Annotated in this window: 13 protein-coding genes; 9 read left to right on the top strand and 4 right to left on the bottom strand. The window is 64.9% G+C overall.

From position 1 onward, the window contains the following. Positions 1-165 precede the first annotated feature (165 nt). Both VT03_RS03050 and VT03_RS03045 read left to right on the top strand, forming a co-directional pair. Complete coding sequence (locus VT03_RS03050) at positions 166-867, top strand: PTS sugar transporter subunit IIA (protein ID WP_075091630.1); 702 nt, start codon at positions 166-168, stop codon at positions 865-867. Between the two features lie 14 nt (positions 868-881). Beyond that, positions 882-1307: an acyl-CoA thioesterase gene (locus VT03_RS03045; protein WP_075091629.1), complete on the top strand. Its 426-nt coding sequence runs from the start codon at positions 882-884 to the stop codon at positions 1305-1307. Positions 1308-1733: 426 nt separating this feature from the next. Here VT03_RS03045 and VT03_RS03040 read toward each other — a convergent pair whose 3' ends face one another. Beyond that, the gene (locus VT03_RS03040) at positions 1734-2786 is read right to left on the bottom strand and encodes a Gfo/Idh/MocA family protein (protein ID WP_075091628.1); all 1053 of its coding nucleotides are present in this window, start codon (positions 2784-2786) and stop codon (positions 1734-1736) included. Between the two features lie 325 nt (positions 2787-3111). On the opposite strand from VT03_RS03040, the gene VT03_RS03035 reads away from it, so the two are divergent. Then, positions 3112-4263, top strand: a complete 1152-nt coding sequence (locus VT03_RS03035; RefSeq protein ID WP_075091627.1) for a hypothetical protein — start codon at positions 3112-3114, stop codon at positions 4261-4263. 417 nt (positions 4264-4680) lie between these two features. On the opposite strand, the gene VT03_RS03030 is transcribed toward VT03_RS03035, so the two are convergent. Next, a complete protein-coding gene (locus VT03_RS03030) occupies positions 4681-5871 on the bottom strand; it encodes an LptF/LptG family permease (protein WP_075091626.1) in 1191 nt (396 codons plus the stop codon). Between the two features lie 392 nt (positions 5872-6263). Here VT03_RS03030 and VT03_RS03025 point away from each other — a divergent pair, with 392 nt between their 5' ends. The 3 genes from VT03_RS03025 (at position 6264) to VT03_RS03015 (ending at position 8420) form a co-directional block, all read left to right on the top strand. Continuing rightward, complete coding sequence (locus VT03_RS03025; protein ID WP_075091625.1) at positions 6264-6542, top strand: ferredoxin family protein; 279 nt, start codon at positions 6264-6266, stop codon at positions 6540-6542. A gap of 183 nt (positions 6543-6725) precedes the next feature. Beyond that, complete coding sequence (locus tag VT03_RS03020) at positions 6726-7133, top strand: Minf_1886 family protein (RefSeq protein ID WP_075091624.1); 408 nt, start codon at positions 6726-6728, stop codon at positions 7131-7133. A 156-nt stretch (positions 7134-7289) separates the two neighbouring features. Then, a complete protein-coding gene (locus tag VT03_RS03015) occupies positions 7290-8420 on the top strand; it encodes a DUF1080 domain-containing protein (protein WP_075091623.1) in 1131 nt (376 codons plus the stop codon). A gap of 15 nt (positions 8421-8435) precedes the next feature. On the opposite strand, the gene VT03_RS33140 is transcribed toward VT03_RS03015, so the two are convergent. Beyond that, positions 8436-9293 (bottom strand): tetratricopeptide repeat protein, encoded by an 858-nt coding sequence (locus tag VT03_RS33140; protein ID WP_075091622.1) that lies wholly within the window; start codon positions 9291-9293, stop codon positions 8436-8438. Positions 9294-9746: 453 nt separating this feature from the next. On the opposite strand from VT03_RS33140, the gene VT03_RS03005 reads away from it, so the two are divergent. Beyond that, the gene (locus VT03_RS03005) at positions 9747-10235 is read left to right on the top strand and encodes a hypothetical protein (protein ID WP_197489184.1); all 489 of its coding nucleotides are present in this window, start codon (positions 9747-9749) and stop codon (positions 10233-10235) included. Positions 10236-10259: 24 nt separating this feature from the next. Here the strand turns inward: VT03_RS03005 and VT03_RS03000 are convergent, their stop codons facing one another. Then, positions 10260-14348, bottom strand: a complete 4089-nt coding sequence (locus VT03_RS03000) for a hypothetical protein (protein WP_075091620.1) — start codon at positions 14346-14348, stop codon at positions 10260-10262. A 518-nt stretch (positions 14349-14866) separates the two neighbouring features. On the opposite strand from VT03_RS03000, the gene VT03_RS02995 reads away from it, so the two are divergent. Both VT03_RS02995 and VT03_RS02990 read left to right on the top strand, forming a co-directional pair. Then, positions 14867-15418, top strand: a complete 552-nt coding sequence (locus VT03_RS02995; RefSeq protein WP_075091619.1) for a hypothetical protein — start codon at positions 14867-14869, stop codon at positions 15416-15418. A gap of 266 nt (positions 15419-15684) precedes the next feature. Further along, a complete protein-coding gene (locus tag VT03_RS02990) occupies positions 15685-18120 on the top strand; it encodes a DUF1549 and DUF1553 domain-containing protein (protein ID WP_075091618.1) in 2436 nt (811 codons plus the stop codon). Positions 18121-18285: the final 165 nt, after the last annotated feature.

Genomic DNA, 18285 nt, shown 5'->3' with positions numbered 1-18285 from the left:
GGCGTTGGCCCCGGCTGGCCCCCTCGAGGAGCGGTCGGCCGGGATTGTCGACAATCTTCCGGGACCGTGACTACCCGCCGCGTAGGTGTTCTGTCTATGCTGACGCCCCGGCCCCCCAGCCTCCGTGCCCTCCCTCCGCCAGCCTTCCTGCCAGCCCTCCCCGTTATGGCTTCCGATTGGTTCACGCTCGAAGAAATCTCACGTCAGTTGGGAAGAGACCTCCGCGAGATTGAAAAGCTCGTCCAGCGCGGACGGATTCCCGCCCACAAGCGCGGCGGCGAATGGCTGTTCCAGGCGACCGAAGTCTCGCAGTGGCTCGAGCAGGAGATGCGGTCGTTCAGCGACGCCCAGCTCGCCAGCGTCGAGCGGTCGCAGCAGGCTCCCGGCGTCAATCCGCAGGTCCCCGTGACGTCGTTCCTGCGGCCGGAGATGGTCGAGGTCGACCTGCAGGCCCGGACCAAGCGGTCCGTCCTGGAAGGGATGGTCGAAGTCGCCGGTCGGACCTGGAAAATCTGGGAACCGGCCGCCGTGCTGAAGGCGGTTCAGGAACGCGAAGAGCTGATGTCGACCGCCTACGACTCCGGCGTGGCGATCCCGCACCCCCGGCAGGCTCCCACCGAGTCGATCGAAGAGTCGGTCGTCGCGTTCGGCCGGACCGCGACCGGCATTCCGTTCGGGGCGCCCAATGGATCGCTGACCGACCTGTTTTTCCTCGTCGTCTGCCGGGACGCGCGGACACACCTGCAGGTTCTGGCCCGGCTGGGACGGATGCTGCAGCAGCCGCAGTTCCTCAGCGACCTCCGCTCGGCGAGTTCCAACGAAGAAGCGTACGGCGTGATCCAGGCGGCCGAGCAGCGGGTTTCCTAGAGGCAGACGTTTCGATGGCTTTCATTGCTCGCCGCCGGGTCGAGTTCGCTCAGACCGACATGGCCGGAATCGTTCACTTCGCCAACTTCTACCGCTGGATGGAAGAGGCGGAGCACGACTTCTTTCGCGCCCACGGCCTCAAGATCATGGAGCGGCAGGCGCACGGGCCGTACATCGGCTGGCCTCGGGTCTCGTGCAGTTGTCATTACGAGGCCCCGGCCCGGCATGAGGACGAGATCGAGATCCGGGTCTCGGTGGAGCGGGTCGGGTTCAAGTCGGTCTCGTTCCTGCACGAGATCTATTGTGGCGAGCGGCGTCTGGCCCACGGGCGGATGAAGATCGCCTGCTGCCTGTGCCACCATGACGGGACGCTGGTCTCGATCGAGATTCCGCCGGAGTACCGGGCGGCGTTCGAGTCGGTGGCGCTGCCGAAGGCCTGACTGGGGCGCAGCAGCGCCACCCAATCTCACCGGCCCAATCACCGGGTCCAGGGGCACCCTGGTGGGGGATGCAAGGGGGCCTGTGTTGTTTTTCTGGCCCTCTTGCCCGCCGGAGGCCTGGCCGTCGAGAGATGTCTGAAGGAGCGCGTGTCAAAGCGCGGACAACGTGTCGCATGCCCCCTCACCACCCCGCCGGGATTGCAAAGCAAGCGGTGTGGTTTGAGGGAGTCCTCAACGCGGATCTCACAAAGCGGACGTCCGTTGTGTCCCACGGTTCCTCATGGAAGAGCCTCCGGCGGCAAGGGGGTGAGACCCCCTTGACCCCGGCTGCCGTCGCACGTTGGGAGTGAGCTAACAGAGCCGCGCCGGCAAGGACGCGGCGCTAGCCCGGACACCGTCGGACAGGCATAGCTCCGAGCGCCCGCGTCAAATCGCTGCCGGCTTCCCCGTGGCGATGCTCTCCGCCTCAGCATGGCACAGACGCAGGGCGTTGTAAGCGAGTTCCCCGCTCAGGACGGGAGCAGGCGTCCCCGTCCGGACGCTGTTGACCGCTGCCTGGAGCTCGTCCGTGAAGGCCGCGCACCACTCGGTTCCGCCCCCGGGAGCCGGCGTCGAGACCTGGCCGTCGCTCGTGATGAGCGTCAGCGGGCGGTTCACGGTCCACGAGTCGCCGTAAGTCCCGGCGTCGTACTGAAGCGTCGCCCGCTCCAGGAAGATCTCAAAGCTGTGGGCGAACTTCAGCCCCGCCGCCGCAATCCCGCCACTGATGGCGCTGACGGTCAGGTCCCGGTCATCGTAGAGGTACTGCGTGCAGACGTGGTTCACGAGACCATCGATCAGCAGGCCGCGCGAGAAGACCTGCTTCGGAACGCCGCAGAGCAAACCGATGTAGTGGTTGTCGTGAATGTGGAGGTCGATCCCCCAGCCGCCGAGCTTTCGGAAATCGTTCATTCCCGCCGACCAGTTCGGCTCCGCAATCACGCGGCGGAACGCGGCTGCCCGCAGCTTCCCGTACTGCCCGCTCTCGACCGTCTCCCGGACCCAGCGGAACTCCGGGAAGAACGGCAGGACCTGGCCGACCAGCAGCAGCTTCCCCGCCTTCTGGGCGGCGTCGACCATCCGCTTTGCGGCGTCGAGGTCGATCGCGATCGGCTTCTCGACAAGGACGTGCTTTCCCGCCGCCAGAGCATCCAGCACCATCGACTCGTGCTGGTCGGTCGGGAGACAGATATCGACGAGGTCGATGTCCGGATCGCGGAACATCTCGCTGTGATCGCGATACGTCTTGATGCCGCTCAGGTCGACCTCGGTGCTGCCGCGCGGACCGAAATTCCCCTGGATATCCGACCAGTCCCCCGCCAGCTTCTTCTCGCTCCGCGTGCAGATCGCCGCGATCTTCCCCCCCTCCAGCTTCCGGGCACCTTCGAAGTGCGTCATCCCCATGAAACCGATGCCGAGAAGTCCGATGCGAACAGTCATTGCGTTTCTGTCGACTCAAAGAAAGGTGGGAGGCGAACGCTGCGGACAAGATCGTTTGCCGAAGAGACATCGTCAACCGGGGAGGGACGCGAGCAATGTTCGAAGGCCGTCTTCGGCGACGCGGCTCCCGCTCGCTCATTCCCATCTTTACCACGGCCACCGCGGCCAAGGCGGATGCCCCGGTGGCAGGAGCTGCCGGTGAAATGGCCGGCGGGGTGAGGGGCGATTGACGCCAATGGACTGTCCGGCGATACAGCCCCCACGAAGAACGGCGGACAGGTTCCGCCCAGGTTCCCGCGTGCCCGGAAAAGGGAGTTTCCACCGCGTGACGATTCGCCGGCGAGTCAGCACCTGGCTCTGTGCGTTGGCGGGACTGGCGTCCCCGCTGACCGCGGCCGAGGTCGCGCGCCCGAAGCTTCCGGATTCACATCCGGACGGCGTTCGGATGACGAGCGGGCCGGCGACCAGAGGCGGGCAACCGATTCAGGACTCGCTCTCGTCGTGGGAGGAAGTCCTCCGCAGCGAAGACGGCTCCGAACCGGTCGTCATCGAAACACAGCCGGTGCAGTACCCCTTCGAAAACGATCCCTTCGAGGGACGCGGGCCCGACGGACTGGCGTATCCGCCGGAAGGGATGGCCACGCCCGACTGGCGGGACCAGAGCGTACTTCAGCCGGAACAGTGCCTCCCCCAGCCGCGAACCCACGCGGCGGAGTGGAGCAGCAGCCGTCTCACATTCGACATCGTCCCCCGGACCGAGGACGGGATCGGCTTCACCAACGCCGAATACCGGGGGACCATCAAGTTCCCCAACGCTCCGTACCTGTGGATCTCGCCGCGGTTCGCATGGCACTTCCTGAACGGCCCCAAGGATGGACCGGACGGCGTGCCGAAGCAGGTCTACGACGGTTCGGTCGATACGACCCTCGGATGGCGGTCTCAGGACGGCATCTGGATGTCGCAGCTGACCGTGGCGCCGGGGGTGTTCTCGGACTTCGAGAATACCAACGACGGATTCCGGCTCACCGCGCGGGCGTTCGGCCTCTACCAGTGGAAGCCGGACACGCAGTTCCTGTTCGGGGCCAGCTATCTGGGCCGGAAGGACCTTCCGTGGTTTCCGATCCTGGGGGTGATTTACGTCCCCAACGACTGGCTCCGTTATGAGCTGAGCCTGCCGCGGCCGCGGGTCGCCTATCGATACTACTCGGACGGCGACCGGGAGCGGTGGGCGTATGTGGCGGGAGAGCTGGGCGGTGGGACGTGGGCTGTGCGGCGTCCGGCGGGTGGCGGAACCGACGACCTCATGACGTATCGCGATCTTCAGTTCGTGGGCGGGATCGAGCACAAAGACAAGACGGGCTTCGGCTGGCAGTGCGAACTTGGCTGTGTCTTCGCGCGGCGGCTGGAGTGGGAGAGTCAGATCGGGGATCGTGACCTGGGGGCCACCGGGATCATGCGGGTCATGCTGACGTTCTAAAGCAGCCGTGGTCCAGGGGCTCGCCCTTGGTGAGGCATGCAAGGGGGCCTGTGTAATTTTCTTGGCCCCTTGCCGCCGGAGGCCTGGCCCGTCGGACACCGTCAGTAGCAGCACGTGTCCGAACGCGGACAACGTGTCGGATACCCTCTCGCCAAAGACGCGGGTATTGCGAAGCGAGCTGTGTCGATTGAGGGAATCGTCAACGCCGGTGTCACAAAGTGGATGTCCGTTGCTTACCACGGTTCCTTAGGGAAGCGCCTCCGGCGGCAAGGGGGCGAGACCCCCTTGACCCCAGTGGCCGTGGCACGTTGGGTTTGAGAGAACAACGCTGCGCCGGCAGGGACGTGGTTAGAGCCAGCGGGAAACGTCCCTGAGTCCCCGCCTCACCGGCCCGCTTTCAGTCCAGCCAGACGCGGGTCAGTGCCGCAGCACCTTCCGCAAGACATGCCAACCCACAACGGCCAGAGCTCCGTTGCCGAGCCACATCGACCAGCTCGGGTCGAGGTTCCCGGACTTGCACTGCGTCATCAGGCCAAGCATCAGCGGGTAATACCCGCCGGCAATCGGGCCGAAGCACATGAGGAAGCTCGTCAGAGCCTGGTTCTTGGCCATCAGGATGGCGAAGGGACTCCCCAGCAGCACGAAAAAGAAACAGCTGCAGGCCAGCGCGTAGCGGCTGTGGTACTCGGTCCGCAGCTTGTGATACCAGTCGTCCGCGACGGCGATCTTGGTCGGGAGCTGGCCGAGCGCGGAGCCGCACCGCTCGGCGCGGCCGCGGCCCATCTCCAACAGGCATTCGACCGCCTGCCGCTCGCGGAGCTCGTCCCGGACGGCGTCCGAGATCGCCAGTTCCTCGTCGATGACATGGATCGGAAGGTGCCGCGCCTTCGGCTTGCTGGTGGTCGGATCAAGTCGGATCTTTTCGGTCCAGGGGCGGTGCATCGTCAGCCGTCCCGCGCCCGGGACGTCGACGTACCCTCCGGAGATCGATACGAGGAGCAGGCGGCGCTCGAGGTCGATCTTGATCGTCGCTTCGTCGGCGTAGATCGTCGTGACCCGGCCGGAACGCTGGGCGTGCTGGATCATCGCCTGTTTGAGCGTCTGCCCTTCGATCCCGCCGACGATGATGTGAATCCCTTTCGACCGATCCACGAAGGACCGGTTGACCCGAAGCTGTTCGAAGAAAATCTCCTCGAGAGCCTGGACGATCGTGGTCTCGATCTTCCGCTCCGCCCAGGGAATCACCTGATCGGTCAGGACGAGACAGGTGACGCTGGCGGCGGCTCCGAGGAAGAACGCCGGCCAGAGGAGCGAGAGGACGTTAATACCCGCCGCCTTGGCGGCGATGATCTCGTTGTCGCCGGCGATCCGCCCGAAGACGACGCACACCGTCAGCAGGAGCGCCGCCGGGATCGTGAACGGCATCATGCTGGGGACGATGAATGGCAGGATCTTGAGCGTGTGCTGGAGGCTCAGTCCCCGTTCCAGCGCCTGCTGGACGACACCGGCGAAGATCACCAGGACCGTCAGGACGATCAGCACGAACACGAAGACGCGCAGGATCTCGCCCAGCAGATAGCGTTGCAGAATGGAGATCGGGAGGCGCATCGGTTCCCGTCCGTGGGGGCAGCGCGGCCGCGTCCTGCGGCGACTTTAGCCGGAACGTACGGGAGAAATCGCCTGCCGGTCAACAGGGGTTGCCGGAGGGAGCCTGAAGAGGCGCGGTCCGCGCGGGAAGCGGCTCCGAGTTGACGATCGATCTCAGGTCAAGGAAACGATTTTTGGCGAAAAACTGTGTCCTTGACAGCCCCAGGGGGTCGACCTAAAACCACGTCGAACGCCCCCGCAAGCGGGCGACAACGAACCGTCTGGTGGTCGCCAGCGGTTCCGGCAGGTTGGTCCTGCAACGGCCGCGGGCACGAGTCGTGCTCTGATCACGTCCGTACCTGAATACCCACGTCCCTGTCACTCCAGTTGAAGCTCCACGAGAGAGGGCTGCCATGACTCACGTTGTCGCGGAACCGTGCTTCGGATGCAAATACACCGATTGCGTCGTTGTTTGCCCCGTTGAGTGCTTCTACGAAGGGGAACAGATCCTCTTCATCCATCCGGAAGAGTGCATCGACTGCGAAGCGTGCGTTCCGGAATGCCCCGTCGCGGCGATCTTCCACGAAGACAACCTCCCCGAGCAGTGGGCGGACTACAAGCAGCTGAACGCCGAAATGGCGCCGAACAGCCCGAGCATCACCGAGAAGAAGAAGCCGCTGGCCGAAGGCTGAGCGGAGGCGTCCTGCGACGCCCGACATGGAAATTTGTGATCGGACAGGGAGCGAGGCTCCGGGAATCCCGGGCCTTCCAGCTCCCTGTTTGCCTTTTCCGGACTCAGGATGGGCTTTCCTGGAGTCCCAGATCGTCATATATTCGAAAGGTCCGGTGCCATACTCCGGGCGGTGAGGTGAGCGATGAGCGTTTCGAGGCAGACTCGACTGAAGTACAACCGGGACGCGTATCGGTTCATTTTTGAGGCCCTGCAGTTCACGCAGGAGAAGCTGAAGCGGGTCTCCCGCGGCGGGACCGAGGACGATGCCCACATCTCCGGCCAGGAGTTGATGGAAGGGGTCCGCGAGCTGGCGCTGAAGAAGTTCGGCCTGCTGGCGATCACCGTCTTTCACCACTGGGGCGTCCGGGCGACCGACGACTTCGGGCGGATCGTGTTCGAGCTGATCGAGCGGGGCGAGATGCGGAAGACCGATCGGGACCAGCTTTCCGACTTCTTTGCGGTCTACGATTTTACGGAGGCCCTCGACCGCCAGTATGTCATCCCGGTCCAGGATGCGTTCCGGCCGCCGGTCGAGACCGCCAAGGCCTGACCGGTTCGGGTTTTTCGCGTTGGGGCTGTCGCGCCGGCCGACGGCAGTCGGGCGGCGAAACCGTTCGTCCGCCGGGAGACTTTTTCTTGCCCGCGGACTGGGGCTCGGGGAGACTTTGAGGCGCAACGTTGCGCCTCACCAGAAGACTCTCGTCCCATGCGAATTCGCCTGCTCGCGCTCGCGGTCGCCGCTCTTTGCGGCACTCCGTCTCTCCAGGCCGCCGACAAGACGCCGATCGCGGTCTACACGGACCCTCGTCAGACGGACGCGGATTTCCCGCTTCAGGGGGAGTACCTCGGTTATCAGCGTCCCCTGCCGAGCGACCGGAGCAGCGTCCTGGTGGGGCTGCAGGTGATTGCCGTTGGCGACGGGCAGTTCGAGGCGGTCAAGTTCTTCGGAGGACTGCCGGGGACGACCTCATGGCGGCGGGAGCGGATTCCCCTTGTGGGAGAGCGGCGAGACGACGTCCTGCACTTGAAGGGGGATCTCTACGACGCCGTCATCGATGGCCAGCAGGCGACGCTCTACAACAAGCTGGGCGAAGAGTCCGGCCGCCTGCTCAAGCAGCGCCGCGGCAGTCCGACGCTCGGGGCTCCGGCTCCGTCACAGGCGATCGTCCTGTTCGATGGACGCGGGACGGAGGAATGGAAGGGGGCCAAGGTCACGCCCGAAGGCTTCCTGATGGCGGGGACGGAAACGAAGCGGTCGTTCGGCAGCTTCCGGCTCCACGGCGAGTTCCGGCTCCCCTACAAGCCGCTCGGCCGGGGACAGGACCGCGGCAACAGCGGCTTCTACCTCCAGAACCGTTATGAGATCCAGGTTCTCGACTCGTTCGGGTTCCCGGGGATCGAGAACGAATGCGGCGCGGTGTACCGGCTGGTGCGACCGAATCTCAACATGGCGCTGCCGCCCCTCGCGTGGCAGACATACGACATCGATCTGACGATGCCCCGGTTTGACAACGCGGGGAAGAAGATCGCCAATATGCGGATCTCGGTCTGGCACAACGGGGTGCCGATCCACGAGAACCGGGAGATTCCGAGCAAGACGGGAGCCGGTCAGCCCGAAGGCCCCAACCCGCTCCCGATCAAGCTCCAGGACCACGGCAATCCGGTGGTCTACCGGAACATCTGGGTCCTTCCGAAGACCGAGGAAACCGTCGGCGTTCCCTGGCTGGATCTCCCGGTCTACGGGCCGCCGGTTCCGATCTTTGCCCCCCAGCCGATGCCGGGGACCGCGTGCTGTGGACTCGTCTTCAGCCTGCCGGGCTGGACCGTCCTTCCGTAAGGTTTGGTCGGGGGTTCACTTCTTCTCGGCCGTCTCCAGCGCGCCGAGTTTCTTTTCGACGTTCTTTCGGAGGGGGTCGGACGGGGCGACCTTCACGGCCTCGGCGTATTCCCGTGTGGCCGCCGGCTTGTCTCCGGCGGCAAGGAAGACGTCGCCGAGTCCTTCCCGCCACATCATGGTCAGAATCTCTGTTCGGGCTTCCGGCGGGGCCTGAAGGGATTTCTCGGCGGCCTTCCGGGCTCGCGGCGGGTCTTCCGCTTCGAGCCAGGCGATCGCGGCATTCTTCCAGAGCCAGGCGGAGATCATCTTGTTCTCCTCGGCCTGCTGTTCGAGGGTCTCGGCTTTTTTGACCGCCATCTCGGTGTTGAGTCGCTTGAGGCGGGTTTCGACTTCGTTCTCCCGCTCTTTCTTGTCGCGCCGCGTCCGTGAGTAGAGGGCGGAGAGGGCGCTGAGCGCGGGGAGGTCGTCGCGATCCTGTTTGAGGCGGGCTTCGTAGCGCTCGATGGTTTTGTCGCCCTGGCCGCGTTGATAGACGAAGGAGGCGTACGCAGCGGCGGAGAGAGAGCGGCCGGCGGTGGTGTCGGTGTGGCGGACGATGAATTCGTAGGCCTCGGTCATCTTGTCGATGTCCGGAAGCTGGCGGTAGGCGGGCTGGAGGGCCTCGTAGGCCTGGAGGCGTTGTTCGTCGGTTTTGGCGAGTTGGAGGGCCGCTTCGAGGGGGGCCTGGCTGCCGGCGAAGTTGCGGGAGCGCAATTGTGTCTGCCCCGCCGCCATGGCTTCGCGGAACGACGAGTAGGTCTGGGCTGAGGCCAGACCGGGAAGGAAGCACAGTGCAACGAGCAGACCGTACGAGCGCCGCCACGATCTTGTCATGACCCTTCTCCTCGATGAACGAGTTGCCCTAGAGGGGATCATGATGGTCTTGGTTTCCGCCGTCCGTCAATCTTGAGCCTTAACCGGGTCCAGGGGCACCCTGGTCAGGGGATGCAAGGGGGAGAATCCCCCTTGCCCGCCGGAGGCCTGGCCGTCGAGAGATAGCGGAAGGAATGCGTGTCCAAGCGCGGACACCGTGTCGTATGGCCCCTCACCAACCCGCGGGGATTGCAACGCGAGCCGAGAGTCCTCAACGCGGGTACCACAAAGCGGTCGTCCGTCGTGTCCCACGGTTCCTCACTGAAGTGCCTCCGGCGGCAAGGGGGTGAGACCCCCTTGACCCCGGCTGCCGTGGCACGTTGGGTTTGAGCGAACACAGTCGTACCGGCAAGGCCACGGTTCGACGCCCCGGAGTAGCGCTCTCCCATCGCCGACGATTACCATGACACCATCATGGACCTCCAGACCTGGGAACTCCTCAGCTACATCGTCACCGTCTTCGGTCTCCCCCTCGCCATCTTCGTCTTCCTCTACGAACGGCGCCGCGACTTCGAAAACGAGGAAGAAGAGGTCTACCAGCTCCTCTCCGACAACTACCAGGAGTTCCTCAAGACCGCCCTCGAACACCCGGACCTGCGTCTGTTTTCGTCCGAAGAAACCGAAGCCCTCAGCGACGAGCAAAAGGAGCAGATGCTCATCATCTTCTCCATGCTGATCTCCCTCTTCGAACGCGCGTTCCTCCTCCTCTACGAGGAAAACATGACCCGCTCCCAGCAGCGCCGCTGGTCTTCCTGGGAAGACTACATGCGCGAGTGGTGCCACCGCGCCGACTTCCGCTCCCGCCTCCCGGGCCTCCTCAAAGGAGAAGACCCGGACTTCGTCAAGTACTTCGAGGAGCTGCTCGCAAAGGAAGCGGTCGGTCTTTCGACTCCCCCCACCTGACCGAACGGGAGGCCGCCGCCCCGCTCACGTCCCCTCGGGCGGCTTCCGACGATGCCGCCCGCGCTGCGTCCGGCCCTTCCGCCCCCGGCGCTCCGGCTTGCGGTCGACGCCGCGGATGACGGGGACTTCCCAATCCCGCAGCTGCGCCCGGAACTCCTCGGAAGTGAGCAGCCGTTGCGGCATATCGAGCTCGGCATCCGTCCCGGGACGGCCCCCCTCGTTGTGCTCGGTCTGGTCGTGGACTTCCTTCTCGAGCGACCGGAGCCAGCTCGGAATGTCGACCCCCGATCCCCACGAGTCTTCGAGGTACTCATCGACCTCGGTCGAGAGCTTGTCGAACGACGCCGAGTGCGGCTCGCCGGCCCGCGCATCCTTGGCCGACTGCTCGACGAGCGACAAAATCCGGTTCACCGCCAGCGGCTTCACGAACCGCTGGTTCAGATGGTCGACGATCGTCGGCATCCGCATGCCGAACCGCGTCTGGAGCTGCCGCAGGTCCTTGAGGTGTTGCTCGGCGAGGTCCCGCGTCTGGGCCTCGTAGGTCGACTCCCACAGCTCCGCGGCGTCGGCGTGGCCGAGGCGACAGAGCATCTCGTGGACCAGCGTCACCGGCTGCATGTTCCACGAGTCCCGGTCGTACCGGGCTTCGACCCGCAGGAACTCGAGGAGGCAGTTGAACATCTCCCCGTAGTCCGACTGCGTCGTCGTCGTGTTGTATTCCAGGAAGCGGTCAAACTTGTCGACGACGATCGAGTAGATCTGCTCGAGCGCCCACTCGGCGTCGGACCGGTCGAGCGTTCCCGCGTCGAGGTCCTCCAGGAGCCGCATCGGCCGGAGCGGGTCCTGCTCCTCTTCGAGATAGTCGAGATACCAGTCGATCCCGTTGTGCAGGATCGCCCGGACGTTTCCGAGGGTGAGCTGGCTGGCGTGGAACAGATCGCCGCCGTAGAGCTGGATGAACTCGGCGAGGTCTTCCCAGTCGTCTTCGTTGCGGAGGCCGTCGACCGCGGAGATCCGCATCGTCCGGCTGTGCTCCATCCAGAGCTGCTGGAACGGCTCGACGATCTCGCCGACCGCGTCGATCAGATCGTCGACCGGCGCCCGCCGTGGCTCGGTGGCGTCGCGGTCCGGCTGATCGGCCGCCCAGGAATCGACCGATTCGATCGTCGCCGCGAGGCTGTTCCGCAGGGCGATGTCGAACAGGCGGTCGAACTCCGTGATCGCCTGCCCCTGCGGACGCCACTTCCGCTCCATCCGGTAGGCGGTGTGGAGGACGTGATAGGTTTCCCGCAACAGGCCGAGCCGGGGGAGTTCGCGGAGGAAGAAGCGGACGATCGACTGCATCGCCTGGGCTTCGAGGATCGGCGACGGCTCGCCGCTGTTCTCGAACGGGACGTAGAGGAGCGGATGCTTCTCCAGCCACGCCAGCATGTCGGGCAGATGCTTCCGCACGCCGGCCGGGTCGCGGCGGATGATGGCGCGGTACGTGTCGGCGACAATCTGTTCCGGCCGGGCGGGGGCATCCGGCTTGAGCGGGAGGCAGCCGGCCAGCAGCCGCTCGCCGTTCCGCAGGCAGATGAGCGTCGCGATGATCTGGTGCAGCAGATAGAACTTGACCTGCAGCTGGATGTCGTATTCGACGTTGGCGTCGTGCTCGCCCGACGGGGTCGCGATCTCGTGATCCCAGACCCCCTCCATTAGCTCCGCCAGGTCGATCTGCCACCGCTGCGTCTGGTGGTGCCACTCGCGGATCGTGGCGAGCGTCGCGTCGTCGAACTTGAGGTCCGGACCGCCGTCGCGATGGGCGTCTGCGACGAGGCAGACCGCCGCCATCTGCCACAGCTGGGCCACGGCGTTCAGGAACTTGAGCCGCGGCTCCATCTCCCGGTTGATGAGCTCGAACTCGGTGTTCCGGAAGCCGAAGTCGTTTTCGAGCGTATCCCCCCAGTTACCGTCGTCGGCACTGTCGCGGAACGTCACCTCGTCGTAGGCGGCGCTGAAGACGTTGTCTTCGTCATCGTCGTCGGATTGCGGGGGTGGCTCGTTGGCGGGACGGTTCTGCGGGCGGTTCTTGTCCTGCGCCCGCTGGATCGCCCGCTCCATGCGGGGGACGATCCAGTATTCGTCAGCGTTCGATTCCAGGAAGGCGAACATCCGCCGCAGGACCGCCGCCCGTTCCGTGGCGGGCATCTCGGCGGCGTCGCGGGAGGTAACCGACTTCATCCACTGGATCAGCGACGAGTAGATCGAGTGCCGCGTGGACTCGACACCCGCCTGCTCGACCTGGCTGAGCCACTGCATCAGCAGGGCCATCGAGGCGACGTGGTCCTTCTTCGCCAGCAGGGCTTCGACGACGAGCGCGTAGGCCTGGGCCGATTCGAACTGTTCCAGCTTCTCCCGCCAGAACCCGATGTCGCCGGCCGCTTCGCCGGCGGCCCGCCACTCCTTCAGGACTTCCGCCACGCGGTTGGCCGACTCCCAGCTCTCGTGGCCGCGGACCTGGGGCAGGTCCTCGATGACGTAGCTGGCGAACTGGTCCCACCAGTCGGTCAGATGCCGGAACGCCGCGGAGAGCTTTTCGCGGAGGGGGCCGTTCCCCTGCGCGGCCGCTTCACTGACCGCCTTGGAGAACGTACCGAAGACCCCTTCGAGGAGCTCCAGCAGGGTCTCGACGCGGTTGTCCGGGATGACGTCTTCCCGCGTGTGGAAGAGCGGAAACTGCCCCTGGAAACCGAGGATGTTCCACGGGTCGACGAGGGCCCCGCAGTCGATGCCGCGGTGGATCAAGTCTTCCAGTTCGAGGACAAGAGCCGCGGCTCGCTCCAGTTCCCCGCGGGCGAGGAGGAGCTGCGCGGTCGTGATCCGGGACTGGATGTCGCACTCGAAACGGATCGACGCGGCGGGGATCGCCGCCGCCTGCTTGGCGCTCGCTTCGGGATAGCCGAGCCGGGCCTCGATGTAGGCCAGCTCGCGGTGCTGGATCTGCCGGGCGCCGTAGCCGGCGAGGTGCATGTTGAGGAACTGCCGGACGTGCCCGAACGGCTGCTGCGTCCGTTCCTCTTCCTTGCGGAGCCGCTTGAGCCGGGCTCCGGTCACTTGCTGCATGAGCCGCGCGTAGAAGGCATCGCGGCGGCGGGCGACGACCGGCAGAAGCGACGTGAGCGTGGAGTTCGAGTCGTGCGTGTTCGGTCCGTCGCCGCTGATCGACGAGGCCATCAGCATCGTGCCGCAGAGGGCCGCGGCGGCATCGAACAGCCGCTCTTCGCGGCTCGTGCGGACCTTCGGATCGTCAATCCAAACCAGGAGCGCGTCGAGGATCACCTTGCGGAGGATGAACCGGCGGTAGTGCCCCTTCACGTCGACGCGATCCGGATCCCACTCGCCGAACATGTAGTTCGTCCGCTTGTTGGCGGGGTGGAGGTGGTCATGGGCCCGGACGTCGACCGCCAGCTCCTCCATCTGGGGCAGACGGAAATAGGCGTCTTCGAGAATGTCGGCCGGCGCCTCCTTGAGGAAGCTCAGCGTGGCGTCGATCAGCTCGCGATAGACCCCGGAGGCGACACCGACACCGTCGATGTAGATCGGGACGGGACGGAACCGCTCGTGGTCGTAGACCTCCATCTTGCGGTTATTTTCGAGGATCGCCACCGGCCGGTAGCCGACGAAGTCGTTCACGTATTTCAGCGCGCCGCTGACGATCCGCGGGACGTCGTCCCACGGTGCTCCCTGGAGCAGAACCGCCTCAAAGAAGGCTCCGATCAGGAACGGCTGCTCGAAGTCCGCCGGTGTCAGGTGGAACAGGAGATCGGAGTGGTGTCCGCGGTAGGCGGCGAGAAACGTCGTGAGTGTCAGGTCGATGACGGCCTTGGCCTGCTGCGTGTCCTGGAACGCCGGGGAGGTTCCCTGGACCACTTCGAGCTGGGCCTGGAGGAATGTCCGCAGGGTCTCGGCCCGCCCTTCGGCCGGCAGGAGGGACCAGAGCCAGTTGAGCCGTTTCAGGAAGGTGGCGTCCCGCTTTCCTCCGGAAAAATTCAGGTGCCCCAGGAGCTCCCGGACAGAGGCCAGATCCTCCGCCGTCAAGTTCTCCAGGCCCGTTGACTTCCGTGATGCCATCGCTTCCCGATCTTCAGTTCCCGCGCCACCCGTAAGCCGACCGATCGCGGAACCCGGCGCGGCAAGTGGACCATTGTGGTAGAGACGGGCGAGTGGGGTAAAGCGTACCATTGCATCGCACTCCGAACTTTCAGAGTAGACAGGGGCCGGTGCCTCAGAGTTCGCCTGATCGGCTGTGGCGAGTTGGGCGGATTGCGGGTGCATTGCGGTCCGATGGGGCCGAGACCTTGGCGTCGCGGGACACTCCTTTCTGTTGTCAAAACTGCCTTGGCTGTTGTCGATCTGACAGGGTCGACGTCGTACCGCTCGATCGGCTCCACGCGAAAAACCATGCGCATAGCGCGCTTCTCAAGATCACGGGCGCAGGGCATGCGGGATGCCTAAGATGAAGACTGTCTAAATGATTCGTCGGTTTTGCCTCGCCACTCCGCAACCCACCCACTAACATTCGTCGATGGATGGTGGCCTGCGACGGCGGAGTCCAGGCGGTATTCACGTTTCGAACGGGAGAACACGGAATGAAGAAGATGATTGCGTTGGCCGCCGCGGCCCTGGTCTCGGTGTCCTACTTCGCCCAGGCCGCCGACAAGGCGGAATGCCTCGAAGTTGGTTCGAAGGTCGGCGCGTTCTACGTGACCGACGTGACCGGTCCCGAAGCCGGCAAGAAGCTCTGCTACCGCTGCAAGTACGGAAGCCGCCCGGTCGTGACGATCTTCTCGCGTCAGATGGACGATCAGGTTGCCTCGCTGGTCAAGCAGGTCGACGGCGTCGTCGGCGCGAACCAGGACAAGAGCATGGCTGCCTTCGTGGTTCTCCTTTCGGACAAGCCGGAAGAAGCCGCAGGCTCGCTGAAGAAGGCCGCTGACTCGACCGGCATCAAGCACACGCCGCTGACGACCTTCGACGGCCAGGCCGGTCCGGAAGGCTACAAGATCGCCAAGGAAGCCGACACCACCGTCATGATGTGGGTCAACGGCGAACTCAAGATCAACGAGACCTACAAGGCTGGCAAGCTCGACAGCGCCACCGTCAGCAAGCTCGTCAAGGACACCGGTTCGATCCTGAACTAGTTTTCGATCGGCCAAGCCGCCCATCGGGCGCGTTGGACCTCTCAGAGCCGGATCGCAGAGACTGCGGTCCGGCTCTTTTCGTTTACCGATCGCGAGGTTTGTTTTCTGGGGATACCGCGACCGTTTAGAGAACCTCCCGGCGTTCTCAAAGAAAAGTCCGGCTTGCGGTTGCGAGTCGCATCGGCGGTTTGCGATAACATGCAGTACGACTGATGGGTTGTCGCGCGCGGCATTCCGTTCGTCCCCCACCCCCGAAAGACCCCGCCATGCTGAGACTCCCGCCCTTCCTCGCCGGCGTTCTTTTCCTCGTGAGCACGGTGGCCACTGCTCAGCAGTCGGCCCCGACCGCGTTGGAACTGGCCCCGGCGAAGTTCACGCTCACCGGGCCGCGCTCGCAGCAGCAGCTCGTTGTGACGGGAGCCTACGGGGCGGCGGAACCTCGCGACGAAACGGCGGCGGCGGTCTTGGAATCGTCCAATCCGGCAGTCGTTCGGATTGAAAAGGGGAAGGCGTTTCCCGTCGCCGACGGCACCGCCACCGTGACCGCCAAGATCGGCGACAAAAACGCGACGGCGGAAGTGACCGTCGCCCAGTTCGGGACGCCCGATCCGATCAGCTTCGAGTTCGAAACGCTCGCCGCTCTGACGAAGGCGGGTTGCAACATGGGGGCCTGCCACGGGTCCCCCTCCGGCAAGGCTGGCTTCCGGCTTTCGCTCCGCGGCTACGATCCGCCGCTCGACATGGTGACTCTCCGGTCCGAGACCTTCGGACGCCGGACGAACGTCATGGAGCCCGACACCTCCCTGATCCTCAAGAAGGGGCTGATGGAAGTCGCCCACGGTGGGGGCCGGCGGCTCATGAAAGGGGACGCGTCCCACACCGTCCTGCGGGGCTGGATTGCCGGAGGGATGCCCCTCGATCCGGAGACCGAGCCGCGTCTCGACCGGATTGAGATCTATCCGAAGAAGCGGGTCTTCCAGGAAACCGGCAAGCGGCAGCAGGTGTTCGTTACCGGCTATTTCAGCGATGGGACCGCGCGGGACCTGACCGCGCTGACCGTCTTCAGCTCGTCGGCTGAAGCGGTGGCGAAGGTTTCGGAGGCGGGCCTCGTCGAGAAGACCGGCAAGGGGGAGGCGGCGATCCTCGCCCGCTATCTCGACAAGATGGACACCGCCGAGATGTCGTTCCTCGAACCGACCCCCGGCTTCGCCTGGAACAATCCTCCGGAATTCAACTTCATCGACAAGCTGGTCAACGACAAGCTTCAGCAGCTTCAGATCCTTCCCTCGGGCCTGTGCAGCGACGACGAGTTCCTTCGCCGGGCCTACCTCGATGTCGCCGGCCGCCTGCCGACGCTTGAGGAGACCCAGGCGTTCCTCAACGACATCACTCCGGAGAAGCGGGTCCGGCTGGTCGACCAGCTCCTCGATTCCTCTGACTATGCATCGTTCTGGACGATGAAGCTGGCTGACGTCCTGCGGGCCAACAGCGGAAAGCTGACGCCGACGGGCGTCGCCAAGTTCAACCGCTGGCTCTACCAGAGCACGCTCGAAGACCAGCCCTTCGACGAGTTCGCCAAGGAGCTTCTGACCGCCCGCGGCAACACGTTCGAGAATCCGGCGGCCAACTACTGGAAGTCGAGCCGCGATCCGAGCGACGCCACGGAATCGACCGTGCAGCTGTTCCTCGGCATCCGGATCCAATGTGCGAAGTGCCACAACCACCCGTTTGAGCGGTGGTCGCAGGACAACTACTACGGCATCGGGGCGGCGTTCGTCCGCGTGGGCCGCAAGCAGAGCGCGGACAAGCAGGAAGAGATCATCTTCACCTCGACCGGCGGGGAAGTGACCCAGCCCCGGACGAACAAGCAGATGAAGGTCCACCTGCTCCTCAAGGGGGATGTCGATGTGCCGGCCGACCAGGACCGCCGCGTCGTCTTCGCGGACTGGCTAGCGTCGGCGGACAACCCGTTCTTCGCCAAGGCGGCGGCGAACCGGATCTGGGGGCATCTCCTCGGCCGGGGGATCGTTGACCCGGTCGACGACTTCCGCGACTCGAACCCGCCGTCGAACGCTCAGCTTCTGGATGAGCTGTCGAAGCAGTTCGCCCAGAACAAGTTCAGCCGCAAGTGGCTGATCCGGACGATCATGTTGAGCCATACCTATCAGCGGAGCTCGCGGACGAACGACTTCAACAAGACCGACGACATTTACTTCTCGCACGCGACGACCCGGATGCTGACCGCCGAGCAGCTGCTCGATGCGATCTGCGCCGTGACGGCCGTTCCGGAGACGTTCCCGAACATGCCGGCCGGGACGCGGGCGACGGAGCTGGCCGAGCCCCCTTCGGACAATTACTTCCTGAAGATCTTCGGGCAGCCGCAGCGGGAGATGGTGTGCGAGTGCGAGCGGTCGAGCGATTCGAACCTGTCGCAGGCGCTGCAGATGATCAACGGGCCAACCGTCCACAACAAACTGCGTGCGGACAATGGCCGGATCAATCAGCTGATTGCCGCGCAGAAGCCGGATGATGAGATCATCTCGACGCTTTATATGTCGGGGGTTTGCCGCACGCCGACGACGGATGAGCTGAAGACCGCGAAGGCGCACATTGCCGCTTCGGGTGAGGCGAACCGTCGGCAGGCGCTGGAGGACATTGGCTGGGCGATTTTGAACTCGAAGGAGTTCCTGTTCCAGCACTGAGGTTGCGGTCCGGCCCATAGCGGGTCCAGGGGCTACCCTGGTGGGGGATGCAAGGGGGCAACGCCCCCTTGCCCGCCGGAGGCCTGTCTCATAGGGGCCTCTCTGAAGGAGCACGTGTCCAAGCGCGGACAACGTGTCGGATGCCCCTTCACCAACCCGCGGGGA

This window comes from Planctomyces sp. SH-PL14, assembly GCF_001610835.1.
Taxonomy (GTDB): Bacteria; Planctomycetota; Planctomycetia; order Planctomycetales; family Planctomycetaceae; genus Planctomyces_A.
This window is presented reverse-complemented; position numbering and strand designations above follow the sequence as displayed.

Excerpts from the sequence above, each read along its gene's own strand:
- VT03_RS03050 (WP_075091630.1), top strand. The coding sequence starts at position 166 with ATGGCTTCCGATTGGTTCACGCTCGAAGAAATCTCACGTCAGTTGGGA.
- VT03_RS03045 (WP_075091629.1), top strand. The coding sequence starts at position 882 with ATGGCTTTCATTGCTCGCCGCCGGGTCGAGTTCGCTCAGACCGACATG.
- VT03_RS03040 (WP_075091628.1), bottom strand. The coding sequence starts at position 2,786 with ATGACTGTTCGCATCGGACTTCTCGGCATCGGTTTCATGGGGATGACG.
- VT03_RS03030 (WP_075091626.1), bottom strand. The coding sequence starts at position 5,871 with ATGCGCCTCCCGATCTCCATTCTGCAACGCTATCTGCTGGGCGAGATC.
- VT03_RS03025 (WP_075091625.1), top strand. The coding sequence starts at position 6,264 with ATGACTCACGTTGTCGCGGAACCGTGCTTCGGATGCAAATACACCGAT.
- VT03_RS03020 (WP_075091624.1), top strand. The coding sequence starts at position 6,726 with ATGAGCGTTTCGAGGCAGACTCGACTGAAGTACAACCGGGACGCGTAT.
- VT03_RS03015 (WP_075091623.1), top strand. The coding sequence starts at position 7,290 with ATGCGAATTCGCCTGCTCGCGCTCGCGGTCGCCGCTCTTTGCGGCACT.
- VT03_RS33140 (WP_075091622.1), bottom strand. The coding sequence starts at position 9,293 with ATGACAAGATCGTGGCGGCGCTCGTACGGTCTGCTCGTTGCACTGTGC.
- VT03_RS03005 (WP_197489184.1), top strand. The coding sequence starts at position 9,747 with ATGGACCTCCAGACCTGGGAACTCCTCAGCTACATCGTCACCGTCTTC.
- VT03_RS03000 (WP_075091620.1), bottom strand. The coding sequence starts at position 14,348 with ATGGCATCACGGAAGTCAACGGGCCTGGAGAACTTGACGGCGGAGGAT.
- VT03_RS02995 (WP_075091619.1), top strand. The coding sequence starts at position 14,867 with ATGAAGAAGATGATTGCGTTGGCCGCCGCGGCCCTGGTCTCGGTGTCC.
- VT03_RS02990 (WP_075091618.1), top strand. The coding sequence starts at position 15,685 with ATGCTGAGACTCCCGCCCTTCCTCGCCGGCGTTCTTTTCCTCGTGAGC.